Here is an 11,639-nt window from a genome sequence, read left to right as displayed (position 1 = left end):
AGGTTACGCGAAAAAAAGATGGCTACGTAGCTCAGCTGGTTAGAGCACATCACTCATAATGATGGGGTCACAGGTTCGAATCCCGTCGTAGCCACCATCTTTTTTGCGGGAGTGGCGAAATTGGTAGACGCACCAGATTTAGGTTCTGGCGCCGCAAGGTGTGCGAGTTCAAGTCTCGCCTCCCGCACCATTCACCCGTAAGCGTTGCACGGATGGGGTATCGCCAAGCGGTAAGGCACCGGTTTTTGATACCGGCATTCCCTGGTTCGAATCCAGGTACCCCAGCCATTTTTTCTTCGATGTAGCGGTTCACCGCAACGGTCATTGGGGTATCGCCAAGCGGTAAGGCACCGGTTTTTGATACCGGCATTCCCTGGTTCGAATCCAGGTACCCCAGCCATCGAAGAATATGATAGTATCTGGCTACGTAGCTCAGCTGGTTAGAGCACATCACTCATAATGATGGGGTCACAGGTTCGAATCCCGTCGTAGCCACCATATTAAGGACGTATCGACTCGTTCGGTAAATCCAAAAAATTGTTGGGGTATCGCCAAGCGGTAAGGCTCTGGTTTCTGATACCAGCATTCCGAGGTTCGAATCCTCGTACCCCAGCCAATTTCAAAAAGCCGTCCATTCTGTGGATGCACCCGTTGGGGTATCGCCAAGCGGTAAGGCTCTGGTTTCTGATACCAGCATTCCGAGGTTCGAATCCTCGTACCCCAGCCATATTAAAAAAGCTCGCTTCGGCGAGCTTTTTGCTTTTCTGCATTTATTATCTGATGGCACTACGCTTACCAGGCCTACAACGTTCTCTGTAGGCCTGTCTGAATTACAATCCTAACGCGTACTTGAGTGCCTGACGTTTCAACATACCGGCGCGCTCTGCGGCCATTAGCCCAAGATTACGCATGATACGCAGCGGCTGCAGGTTGTTGCTAAATCCTGCGTAGAACAGATCCATGCCGCTTTGCATGATGAAATTGTCAGTCATGCGACGGTTCTGATAGCGCTTCAGCACCGGCTGGCTTGCCCAGGACTCACCGTAGCTGCGCGCATTCACCAGCACGTCAATCAGCGCATCCACATCACGGAACCCCAAATTAACGCCCTGCCCCGCCAGCGGATGAATGGTATGCGCGGCGTCACCCACCAGCGCCAGTCCTGGCTGCACATATTGCAGCGCGTGACGGCGCGTTAGCGGGAATGCCCCCGCTGCCACAGGCGTAACGTTACCGAGTCGCGATGGGAAATGTTTGGCGATCTCCACCTGCAGTTGCGACATATTCAAACCTTGCAACTGGCGGATACGCGCCGGTGAGTCGTACCACACCAGCGAGGCCCAGTTATCAAACAGCGGTAAAAATGCGCGCGGACCGTCAGGGGTGAATTGCTGCCAGGTGCTGTCTCCCGGCGAATTCTCGCATTGTACGGTTATCAACATACAGGACTGCGCATACTGCCAGGCATGGATACCAATCCCGGCCATTTTCCGCACCTGAGAATTTGCGCCATCGGCGCCGATGACCAGCTTCGCGCTGATTTTTTCGCCACCAGCCAGCTCAAGCTCATGCCGATCGTTATGTTGATGCAGAGAGATCAGCGACGCAGGCACGCGCAGCGTGACTTTGGGGTGAACGTCCAGAGCCTGCCAGAGCGCCTGTTGCAGGACCGTGTTTTCCACCATATAGCCCAGTAAGGGCAGCTTAAGCTCGGCGGCATCAAACATCACATGGGCATTTTCCCATTCCCACGTTTCCAGACGACGGTAAGGATGGCTGCGCATCCCCTGAACCGTATCCCAGACGCCCAGCCCTTTTAGCAACGACACGGAGGCGGAGCTGATGGCCGAAATTCTGACATCTGGCTGTCCGTCAGCCACAAACGGCGCGGGAACGGCATGTTCAATGACCGTTACCGTAAATCCATGCTGCGCCAGTCCTAGCGCCAGCGCGCCGCCGACCATCCCCCCGCCGACAATGGCAATTTCCGTTGGTTGATTTGTCATGGTCAATTATCCTGTTACATGTATTGTGTAAGTTTACAGGATTTTTTACCCCTTGAGGCTGACATCCGTCATACTGGTCACAACCGCGCCAAAGCAGTACACTATGCGCCCTGCATTTCAGCCACAATTTCGCAAGAGCAAGTCGATGACCAAAAAACTCCATATTAAAACCTGGGGCTGTCAGATGAACGAATACGATTCATCGAAGATGGCCGATCTGCTGGATGCCACCCATGGGTATCAACTGACCGACGTGGCCGAAGAAGCGGATGTGCTGCTGCTGAATACCTGCTCTATCCGTGAGAAGGCTCAGGAAAAAGTCTTCCATCAGTTGGGCCGCTGGAAGCTGTTAAAAGAGAAAAACCCCAAGCTGATCATCGGTGTCGGTGGCTGTGTTGCGTCTCAGGAAGGCGACCATATTCGCCAACGCGCGCACTATGTCGATATTATTTTTGGGCCGCAAACCCTGCATCGTCTGCCGGAAATGATTAACAAAGTGCGTGGAAGTACCACCCGTAGCCCGGTGGTTGATATCAGTTTCCCGGAGATCGAAAAATTCGACCGCCTACCGGAACCGCGTGCTGAAGGTCCAAGCGCTTTCGTGTCAATCATGGAAGGTTGTAATAAATATTGTACTTACTGCGTGGTGCCATACACCCGCGGTGAAGAAGTGAGCCGTCCGGCGGACGATATTCTGTTTGAAATCGCCCAGCTTGCGGCGCAAGGCGTGCGTGAAGTGAACCTGCTGGGACAAAACGTGAACGCCTGGCGCGGTGAAAACTACGACGGCACGACCGGATCTTTTGCCGATCTGCTGCGGCTGGTCGCGGCGATCGATGGCATTGACCGTATCCGCTTCACCACCAGCCATCCGATCGAATTCACCGATGATATCATTGAAGTGTATCGTGACACGCCAGAACTGGTGAGTTTCCTGCACCTGCCGGTACAGAGCGGTTCAGATCGCGTACTGAACCTGATGGGACGCACCCATACCGCGCTGGAATATAAAGCGATCATCCGCAAACTGCGCGCAGCGCGTCCGGATATCCAGATTAGCTCCGACTTCATCGTTGGCTTCCCAGGCGAAACTACGCAGGATTTCGAGCAGACCATGAAGTTGATTGCAGACGTCAATTTTGACATGAGCTACAGCTTTATCTTCTCTGCGCGTCCTGGCACCCCTGCCGCCGATATGGTTGACGACGTGCCGGAAGAAGAGAAAAAACAGCGCCTGTATATTCTGCAGGAGCGTATTAACCAGCAAGCCATGGCCTGGAGCCGTCGCATGGTCGGCACGACCCAGCGCATTCTGGTTGAAGGCACATCGCGTAAAAGCATCATGGAACTGTCTGGCCGTACCGAAAATAACCGAGTGGTGAACTTTGAAGGCAACCCGGAAATGGTCGGTAAGTTCGTGGATGTAGAAATTACCGATGTCTGGACGAACTCCCTGCGCGGTAAAGTGGTGCGCACCGAAGACGAAATGGGTCTGCGCATCGCTGAATCCCCTGAGTCGGTTATTGCGCGTACCCGCAAAGAAAACGATCTGGGCGTCGGTATTTATCAGCCTTAATCTTCAATGCCCGATGGCGCTACGCTTATCGGGCTTACTCTTCTGGGCTCGCTGCCCCGGCGGGCCTTGTAATCTACCTCATCATCCCCATATTTATCGCAATGCTTGCGCCTTTCCCCCATGGCGTGAATAATTTCCTTAGATGCCGGTAAATGTTCAGCGTCCGGCAAGACATGCAAAAGAGGAACAGTTTGAACATAGACACTCGTGAAATCACCCTTGAACCCGCAGACAATGCCCGCCTGTTGAGCCTTTGCGGCCCATTTGATGACAACATCAAGCAGCTGGAACGTCGCCTCGGCATCGAAATTAACCGCCGTGATAACCACTTTAAGCTGACCGGTCGCCCAATTTGCGTCACCGCGGCGGCAGATATTTTACGTAGCCTGTACGTCGATACTGCCCCAATGCGTGGTCAGACGCAGGACATTGAGCCTGAACAAATTCATCTGGCAATTAAAGAAGCGCGAGTGCTTGAGCAAAGCGCAGACAGCGTGCCGGAATTTGGCAAAGCGGTGAACATCAAAACCAAGCGCGGGGTAATTAAGCCGCGTACGCCGAACCAGGCACAATACATTGCGAATATCCTCGACCACGACATCACCTTTGGCGTTGGCCCTGCGGGTACGGGTAAAACGTATCTTGCGGTTGCCGCTGCGGTCGATGCGCTTGAGCGTCAGGAGATCCGTCGAATTCTGCTGACCCGTCCGGCAGTGGAAGCGGGCGAAAAACTCGGCTTCCTGCCGGGTGACCTCAGCCAGAAAGTCGATCCCTACTTACGACCGCTGTATGACGCACTGTTCGAAATGCTCGGGTTTGAGAAGGTCGAAAAGCTGATTGAGCGTAACGTCATTGAAGTTGCGCCGCTGGCCTACATGCGCGGTCGTACGTTAAACGATGCGTTCATCATTCTTGATGAGAGCCAGAACACCACCATCGAACAGATGAAAATGTTCCTGACCCGTATCGGCTTTAACTCCAAAGCGGTTATCACCGGCGATATCACCCAGATTGACCTGCCGCGAAGCACCAAATCCGGTCTGCGTCATGCCATTGAAGTACTGGCTGAAGTCGACGAAATTAGTTTTAATTTCTTCCATAGCGAAGACGTGGTTCGCCACCCGGTGGTCGCCCGTATCGTCACGGCGTATGAAGCCTGGGAAGAAGCTGAACAGAAACGCAAAGCCGAGCTGGCTGCAGAACGCAAGCGCGAAGCTCAGGAGCAGGAACAAAAATGAGTCAGGTTATTCTCGATTTACAGCTGGCATGTGAAGACGAATCTGGTTTACCAACAGAAAGTCAGTTTCAGGGTTGGCTGGATGCGGTGATCCCACAGTTTCAGGAAGAGTCTGAAGTTACCATTCGTCTGGTTGATGACGCGGAAAGCCACGAGCTGAACCTGACCTATCGCGGGAAAGATAAATCAACCAACGTACTCTCTTTCCCGTTTGAAGCCCCGCCGGGCATTGAAATGCCGCTGCTGGGCGATTTGATCATCTGCCGTCAGGTAGTCGAGAAAGAAGCGCAGGAACAAGGCAAACCGCTTGAGGCCCACTGGGCGCACATGGTGGTGCACGGTAGCCTGCATTTACTCGGTTACGACCATATCGAAGACGATGAAGCGGAAGAGATGGAATCCCTAGAAACAGAGATTATGCTTGCTCTGGGCTATGAGGATCCGTACATTGCCGAGAAAGAATAAGCATTTCGAAATCTTGTAAGCCTGATAAGGCGCAGCCGCCATCAGGTATTGCGCCTTATCCGGCTTACCTGGTTTGAAGTACGATGAAGAGACATGCCGTCAACAGCTGAATATACGCATGACGAGCTTTGTATTAACTAACATGAGAACCCATACGACGCCATGAGCGACGACAATTCACACAGTAGTGACACCTTAAACAGCAAAAAGGGATTTTTCTCCCTGTTACTGAGCCAACTTTTCCACGGTGAACCAAAAAACCGCGACGAACTGTTGGAGCTGATCCGTGATTCCGGGCAAAACGACCTTATCGATGAAGATACGCGCGATATGCTCGAAGGGGTGATGGATATTGCGGACCAACGCGTGCGCGACATCATGATCCCTCGCTCTCAGATGATTACCCTGAAACGCAACCAGACCCTGGACGAATGTCTCGATGTCATTATCGAGTCTGCCCACTCGCGTTTCCCGGTGATCAGCGAAGACAAAGATCACATTGAAGGGATTCTGATGGCCAAAGATCTGCTGCCGTTTATGCGCAGCGATGCCGAAGCCTTCAGCATGGAGAAAGTGTTACGCCAGGCGGTTGTCGTACCTGAAAGCAAGCGAGTTGACCGCATGCTGAAAGAGTTCCGCTCCCAGCGTTATCATATGGCTATCGTCATCGACGAATTCGGCGGTGTCTCAGGTCTGGTGACCATTGAGGACATCCTTGAACTGATCGTGGGTGAAATTGAAGATGAGTACGACGAAGAAGACGATATCGATTTCCGTCAGCTCAGTCGCCACACCTGGACCATTCGCGCTCTGGCGCCGATTGAAGACTTCAACGACGCTTTCGGTACCCATTTTAGCGACGAAGAAGTAGATACCATCGGCGGGCTGGTCATGCAGGCCTTTGGTCATCTGCCCGCGCGCGGGGAGACTATCGACATTGATGGTTACCAGTTCAAAGTGGCAATGGCCGACAGCCGTCGTATTATTCAGGTTCATGTCAGAATTCCGGACGACTCACCCCAGCCCAAACTGGACGAATAAACCCGAAACTGGATCTAAGACTACATGGCATTTGCCCCATTAATTGAACGCCAGCGCATTCGCCTGCTGCTGGCGTTATTATTCGGTGCCTGCGGGACGCTGGCTTTCTCTCCATATGACATCTGGCCCGCTGCGATCGTTTCGCTGATGGGCTTGCAGGCTCTTACCTTCAATCGCCGTCCGCTCCAGTCTGCCGCAATCGGCTACTTCTGGGGATTGGGGCTGTTTGGCTCCGGCATCAACTGGGTTTACGTCAGCATCGCGCAGTTTGGCGGTATGCCGGGCCCCATTAATGTGTTCCTCGTGGTTCTGCTTGCCGCATACCTTTCCCTCTACACCGGCCTGTTTGCCGGCGTGTTGGCGCGTCTGTGGCCGAAAACCACCTGGATACGCGTGGCGATTGCCGCACCGGTCGTCTGGCAAATAACCGAATTCCTGCGCGGCTGGGTACTGACCGGCTTCCCGTGGCTACAGTTCGGCTACAGTCAGATCGACGGTCCGTTAAAAGGGCTGGCTCCGGTGATGGGCGTTGAGGCGATTAACTTCCTGCTGATGGTGGTTAGCGGCCTGCTGGCGCTGGCGCTGGTGACGCGTAACTGGAAACCGCTGATTGCCGCGCTGGTGCTCTTTGCTCTGCCCTTTCCGCTGCGCTATATCCAGTGGTACACGCTTGAGCCGGAAAAAACCACTCAGGTCTCGATGGTGCAAGGTGACATTCCGCAGTCGCTCAAATGGGATGAAGGTCAGTTACTCAACACCCTGAAGATTTATCTCGACGCCACCCAGCCTGAGATGGGCCAATCACAGCTGATCATCTGGCCAGAATCCGCTATTCCTGACCTGGAAATTAATCAGCAGCGTTTTCTGGGCATGATGGATGACCTGCTGAGATCGAAAAACAGCACGCTGATTACCGGTATCGTTGACGCACGTCTGAACAAGCAGAATCGTTACGACACCTACAACACCATCATCACGCTGGGTAAAGACAGCCCGTACAGTTACGACTCCAGCAACCGCTATAACAAAAACCATCTGGTACCGTTTGGCGAGTTCGTCCCGCTGGAATCGATCCTGCGCCCGTTAGCGCCGTTCTTTGACCTGCCAATGTCGTCTTTCAGCCGTGGGCCTTATGTGCAGCCACAGCTGCATGCGCACGGCTTTAAGCTGACGGCTGCCATCTGCTATGAAATCATTCTTGGCGAACAGGTACGGGATAATTTCCGCCCGGATACGGACTACCTGCTGACGATTTCCAACGATGCCTGGTTTGGTAAATCCATCGGCCCGTGGCAGCACTTCCAGATGGCGCGTATGCGTTCCCTCGAGCTGGCGCGCCCTCTGCTGCGTAGCACCAACAACGGTATTACGGCGGTGATTGGTCCACAGGGTGAGATTCAGGCGATGATCCCGCAGTTTACCCGCCAGGTCCTGACCACCAGCGTGACGCCAACGACGGGCTTAACCCCTTATGCCCGTACCGGTAACTGGCCGCTCTGGCTGCTTACCGCGCTGTTTGGCTTTGGTGCGGTAGTAATGAGCCTGCGCCAGCGTCGTAAGTAACCTTCCTTTCCCGGCCGGATAACGTTTCGCTTATCCGGCCCACAAAACATTTCCCGCTCCCCATTCTGGCACGTCTATTGCTTTGTTCTACAAGACAAATGCAGTTTTGGCTGAATGTGCAACCTGGTCGCACCAACGTTGAGCGCCGGTAGCACCTGAAAAGTGCAACAAGATATTTTTGCCCCCAAATGGTGCGGCGCACCTCGCAAAAATAAACAATAAAACAGCAAATTCTTTACATTCATCCAAACTAAATGTTAACAAACATATACAAGACTGCACGTTTTAGTAGCAAACAATAACAACATCACAATGGGTATCAATGCGTCCCTGGCGCAGACGATAAAGGAGTTGGATATGCAATTACGTAAGCTCGCCACTGCCATGCTGGTCATGGGAATGTCCGCCGGTCTGGCGCACGCAGAAGACGCAGCACCAGCGGCAGGCAGCACGCTGGACAAGATCGCCAAAAACGGCGTGATTGTGGTCGGCCACCGTGAATCATCGGTACCGTTTTCTTACTACGATAACCAGCAAAAAGTGGTCGGTTATTCACAGGATTACTCCAACGCGATCGTTGAAGCCGTGAAGAAAAAGCTGAACAAGCCTGACCTGCAGGTGAAACTGATCCCGATTACTTCACAAAACCGTATCCCGCTACTGCAAAACGGCACCTTCGACTTTGAATGTGGCTCCACCACCAACAACGTCGAGCGCCAAAAACAAGCGGCTTTCTCTGACACCATTTTCGTTGTTGGTACTCGTCTGCTGGCGAAAAAAGGCGGCGACGTCAAAGATTTCGCCGATCTGAAAGGTAAAGCCGTAGTCGTGACTTCGGGTACCACCTCAGAGGTGCTGCTGCACAAGCTGAATGAAGAGCAAAAAATGGATATGCGCATCATCAGCGCGAAAGACCACGGTGACTCTTTCCGTACTCTGGAAAGCGGCCGCGCCGTTGCCTTTATGATGGATGACGCCCTGCTGGCTGGCGAGCGCGCGAAGGCGAAGAAACCAGACAACTGGGAGATCGTCGGCAAGCCGCAGTCTCAGGAAGCTTACGGCTGCATGCTGCGTAAAGATGACCCTCAGTTCAAAAAGCTGATGGATGACACTATCTCCAAAGCGCAGACCTCAGGCGAAGCTGAGAAATGGTTTGATAAGTGGTTTAAAAATCCAATTCCACCGAAGAACCTGAACATGAATTTCGAACTGTCAGACGAGATGAAAGCCCTGTTCAAAGAACCGAATGATAAAGCGCTTAACTAATTAATTAGAAGAGTACACAAAACCTTTCAAGTTATATCGAGGCGGCAACTGAGCGAATTCCCGGGCGCTTACATGAGTAAGTAACCGGGATGAATAAAGGCAGCCAACAACGAGATATCTTGAAGGATGAAGTGTAATCAGGGAGGCTTCCCCTCCCTCTCGATTGCTACTCAGCACGGACAGACTATAAGCCTGATGGTCGTTCCCCATCAGGCCTGAAAACCGCAAAACGCTGAATAACAATCTTCGGGGGTAGCGCTGCTACCCTTTTTTTTCTGGAGTAGATTTATGTCTATAGACTGGAACTGGGGTATTTTTTTACAACAAGCCCCGTTCGGCAACACCACCTATCTCGGCTGGCTCTGGAGTGGTTTCCAGGTCACTGTCGCGTTATCTATCACCGCCTGGGTTATCGCTTTCCTCATCGGCTCTTTATTCGGCATCTTACGTACCGTACCAAATCGTTTCCTTTCCGGGATCGGCACGCTGTACGTCGAGCTGTTTCGTAACGTTCCGCTCATCGTCCAGTTTTTTACCTGGTATCTGGTCATTCCTGAACTGCTGCCGGAAAACATCGGGATGTGGTTCAAGTCAGAACTGGATCCCAACATTCAGTTCTTCCTCTCATCCATGCTTTGTCTGGGGCTGTTTACCGCTGCGCGCGTCTGCGAACAGGTTCGTGCCGCTATTCAGTCTCTGCCTCGCGGACAGAAAAATGCCGCGCTGGCGATGGGACTGACGTTGCCGCAGGCCTACCGCTATGTTCTGCTGCCAAACGCTTACCGCGTGATTGTTCCGCCAATGACCTCAGAGATGATGAACCTGGTAAAGAACTCCGCGATCGCCTCCACTATCGGCCTGGTCGATATGGCTGCGCAAGCGGGTAAACTACTGGATTACTCCGCCCACGCATGGGAATCGTTTACGGCCATCACTCTGGCCTACGTACTGATTAACGCCGTCATCATGCTGGTGATGAATCTCGTCGAACGCAAAATCCGCCTGCCTGGCAATTTGGGAGGCAAATAATGTACGAATTTGACTGGAGTTCTATCGTCCCTTCCCTGCCGTATCTGCTGGATGGGCTGATCATCACGCTGAAAATCACCGTCACGGCAGTCGTCATTGGTATCGTCTGGGGGACCATCCTTGCAGTAATGCGTCTGTCCAGCTTCGCGCCGATTGCCTGGTTTGCGAAGGGCTACGTCAACGTATTCCGCTCCATTCCGCTGGTGATGGTGCTGCTGTGGTTCTACCTGATTGTGCCCGGCTTCCTGCAAAACGTGCTGGGTCTGTCGCCAAAAACCGATATTCGCCTGATCTCAGCGATGGTCGCATTTTCGATGTTTGAAGCCGCGTACTATTCCGAGATTATCCGCGCCGGTATCCAGAGTATTTCTCGCGGGCAGTCCAGTGCCGCGCTGGCGCTGGGGATGACCCATTGGCAGTCGATGAAGCTCATCATTCTGCCGCAGGCATTTCGCGCGATGGTGCCGCTGCTGCTTACCCAGGGCATCGTACTCTTCCAGGATACCTCGCTGGTCTATGTATTGAGTCTGGCAGACTTCTTCCGTACCGCCTCCACCATTGGCGAGCGTGACGGCACGCAGGTTGAAATGATCCTGTTTGCTGGCGCCGTTTATTTTGTATTCAGTCTGAGCGCATCGTTGTTGGTCAGCTATTTGAAGAAAAGGACAGTTTAATGATTACCCTGAAAAATGTTTCTAAATGGTATGGTCACTTTCAGGTGCTGACCGACTGCTCCACGGAAGTGAAAAAAGGTGAAGTGGTGGTGGTCTGCGGCCCGTCAGGTTCAGGTAAATCAACGCTTATCAAAACGGTGAACGGGCTGGAGCCGGTACAACAGGGCGTCATCACCGTTGATGGTACCGTGGTGAATGATAAAAAGACCGATCTGGCCAAACTGCGCTCTCGCGTTGGCATGGTGTTCCAGCACTTTGAACTGTTCCCGCATCTGTCGATTATTGAGAACCTGACTCTGGCGCAGGTAAAAGTGCTTAAACGCGATAAAAAGCCGGCCCGCGACAAAGCGCAAAAGTTACTGGAACGCGTTGGTCTGTCAGCGCATGCCGAGAAGTTTCCAGCTCAGCTCTCCGGGGGCCAGCAACAGCGTGTCGCCATCGCTCGGGCGCTGTGCATGGATCCTATCGCCATGCTGTTTGACGAACCGACGTCAGCACTCGACCCAGAAATGATCAACGAAGTACTGGACGTCATGGTTGAACTGGCCAATGAAGGGATGACCATGATGGTAGTTACCCACGAAATGGGCTTTGCGCGTAAAGTGGCGAACCGGGTGATCTTCATGGATGAAGGGAAGATTGTTGAAGACTCACCGAAAGAAGAGTTCTTCGCTAATCCAAAATCAGACCGTGCCAAAGACTTCCTCGCGAAAATCCTGCACTAATTTTGCTGGCGCGCACCTCCATGTGCGCGCCACCTCACGATTTATCTCTTCACTTCT

At 52.9% G+C, this 11,639-nt stretch carries 10 protein-coding genes and 7 tRNA genes; 16 read left to right on the top strand and 1 reads right to left on the bottom strand.

The genetic code is table 11. The annotated features are described in order from the left end of the window. Positions 1 to 20 precede the first annotated feature (20 nt). The 7 genes from GPJ68_RS07110 to GPJ68_RS07080 all read left to right on the top strand — a co-directional run bounded on the left by GPJ68_RS07110 (position 21) and on the right by GPJ68_RS07080 (position 727). A tRNA-Met gene (locus GPJ68_RS07110) sits at positions 21 to 97 on the top strand. A gap of 8 nt (positions 98 to 105) precedes the next feature. Further along, positions 106 to 190: transfer RNA gene (locus GPJ68_RS07105), tRNA-Leu, on the top strand. Positions 191 to 213: 23 nt separating this feature from the next. Next, a tRNA-Gln gene (locus GPJ68_RS07100) sits at positions 214 to 288 on the top strand. 37 nt (positions 289 to 325) lie between these two features. Next, a tRNA-Gln gene (locus GPJ68_RS07095) sits at positions 326 to 400 on the top strand. 21 nt (positions 401 to 421) lie between these two features. Next, positions 422 to 498: transfer RNA gene (locus tag GPJ68_RS07090), tRNA-Met, on the top strand. Positions 499 to 541: 43 nt separating this feature from the next. Next, positions 542 to 616, top strand: a tRNA-Gln gene (locus GPJ68_RS07085). A 36-nt stretch (positions 617 to 652) separates the two neighbouring features. Further along, positions 653 to 727 (top strand) — tRNA-Gln (locus tag GPJ68_RS07080). Positions 728 to 830: 103 nt separating this feature from the next. Here GPJ68_RS07080 and ubiF read toward each other — a convergent pair. Continuing rightward, positions 831 to 2,006, bottom strand: a complete 1,176-nt coding sequence (gene ubiF, locus GPJ68_RS07075; protein ID WP_065554191.1) for a 3-demethoxyubiquinol 3-hydroxylase — start codon at positions 2,004 to 2,006, stop codon at positions 831 to 833. A 145-nt stretch (positions 2,007 to 2,151) separates the two neighbouring features. Here ubiF and miaB point away from each other — a divergent pair, with 145 nt between their 5' ends. The 9 genes from miaB to gltL all read left to right on the top strand — a co-directional run bounded on the left by miaB (position 2,152) and on the right by gltL (position 11,582). Beyond that, positions 2,152 to 3,582, top strand: coding sequence for a tRNA (N6-isopentenyl adenosine(37)-C2)-methylthiotransferase MiaB (gene miaB, locus GPJ68_RS07070; protein WP_103766019.1), 1,431 nt, complete (start codon positions 2,152 to 2,154; stop codon positions 3,580 to 3,582). A 191-nt stretch (positions 3,583 to 3,773) separates the two neighbouring features. Then, positions 3,774 to 4,820 (top strand): PhoH family protein, encoded by a 1,047-nt coding sequence (locus GPJ68_RS07065; RefSeq protein WP_019076268.1) that lies wholly within the window; start codon positions 3,774 to 3,776, stop codon positions 4,818 to 4,820. Next, complete coding sequence (ybeY, locus tag GPJ68_RS07060; protein ID WP_003835559.1) at positions 4,817 to 5,284, top strand: rRNA maturation RNase YbeY; 468 nt, start codon at positions 4,817 to 4,819, stop codon at positions 5,282 to 5,284. The genes GPJ68_RS07065 and ybeY overlap by 4 nt, the downstream gene beginning before the upstream one ends. Before the next feature lie 162 nt (positions 5,285 to 5,446). Then, positions 5,447 to 6,325 (top strand): CNNM family magnesium/cobalt transport protein CorC, encoded by an 879-nt coding sequence (corC, locus tag GPJ68_RS07055; protein ID WP_005121418.1) that lies wholly within the window; start codon positions 5,447 to 5,449, stop codon positions 6,323 to 6,325. Between the two features lie 24 nt (positions 6,326 to 6,349). Beyond that, positions 6,350 to 7,888 (top strand): apolipoprotein N-acyltransferase, encoded by a 1,539-nt coding sequence (lnt, locus tag GPJ68_RS07050; protein WP_019076267.1) that lies wholly within the window; start codon positions 6,350 to 6,352, stop codon positions 7,886 to 7,888. Positions 7,889 to 8,245: 357 nt separating this feature from the next. Then, a complete protein-coding gene (gene gltI, locus GPJ68_RS07045) occupies positions 8,246 to 9,154 on the top strand; it encodes a glutamate/aspartate ABC transporter substrate-binding protein GltI (protein WP_104651705.1) in 909 nt (302 codons plus the stop codon). Between the two features lie 288 nt (positions 9,155 to 9,442). Beyond that, positions 9,443 to 10,183, top strand: a complete 741-nt coding sequence (gene gltJ / locus GPJ68_RS07040) for a glutamate/aspartate ABC transporter permease GltJ (protein ID WP_016152241.1) — start codon at positions 9,443 to 9,445, stop codon at positions 10,181 to 10,183. Then, complete coding sequence (gene gltK / locus GPJ68_RS07035) at positions 10,183 to 10,857, top strand: glutamate/aspartate ABC transporter permease GltK (protein ID WP_003022757.1); 675 nt, start codon at positions 10,183 to 10,185, stop codon at positions 10,855 to 10,857. Before gltJ ends, gltK begins: the two co-directional genes overlap by 1 nt. After that, the gene (gltL, locus tag GPJ68_RS07030) at positions 10,857 to 11,582 is read left to right on the top strand and encodes a glutamate/aspartate ABC transporter ATP-binding protein GltL (protein WP_003022754.1); all 726 of its coding nucleotides are present in this window, start codon (positions 10,857 to 10,859) and stop codon (positions 11,580 to 11,582) included. Before gltK ends, gltL begins: the two co-directional genes overlap by 1 nt. Positions 11,583 to 11,639 lie beyond the last annotated feature (57 nt).

The organism is Citrobacter sp. 172116965, assembly GCF_013458095.1.
In the GTDB taxonomy this organism is placed as follows: Bacteria; Pseudomonadota; Gammaproteobacteria; order Enterobacterales; family Enterobacteriaceae; genus Citrobacter; species Citrobacter braakii.
The sequence above is the reverse complement of the archived record's forward strand: the minus strand, read 5'-3'. Positions and strand labels throughout refer to the sequence as shown.

Coding starts and splice junctions, on each gene's coding strand:
- lnt (WP_019076267.1), top strand. CDS start 6,350: ATGGCATTTGCCCCATTAATTGAACGCCAGCGCATTCGCCTGCTGCTG.
- gltJ (WP_016152241.1), top strand. CDS start 9,443: ATGTCTATAGACTGGAACTGGGGTATTTTTTTACAACAAGCCCCGTTC.
- corC (WP_005121418.1), top strand. CDS start 5,447: ATGAGCGACGACAATTCACACAGTAGTGACACCTTAAACAGCAAAAAG.
- ubiF (WP_065554191.1), bottom strand. CDS start 2,006: ATGACAAATCAACCAACGGAAATTGCCATTGTCGGCGGGGGGATGGTC.
- miaB (WP_103766019.1), top strand. CDS start 2,152: ATGACCAAAAAACTCCATATTAAAACCTGGGGCTGTCAGATGAACGAA.
- gltL (WP_003022754.1), top strand. CDS start 10,857: ATGATTACCCTGAAAAATGTTTCTAAATGGTATGGTCACTTTCAGGTG.
- gltI (WP_104651705.1), top strand. CDS start 8,246: ATGCAATTACGTAAGCTCGCCACTGCCATGCTGGTCATGGGAATGTCC.
- ybeY (WP_003835559.1), top strand. CDS start 4,817: ATGAGTCAGGTTATTCTCGATTTACAGCTGGCATGTGAAGACGAATCT.
- gltK (WP_003022757.1), top strand. CDS start 10,183: ATGTACGAATTTGACTGGAGTTCTATCGTCCCTTCCCTGCCGTATCTG.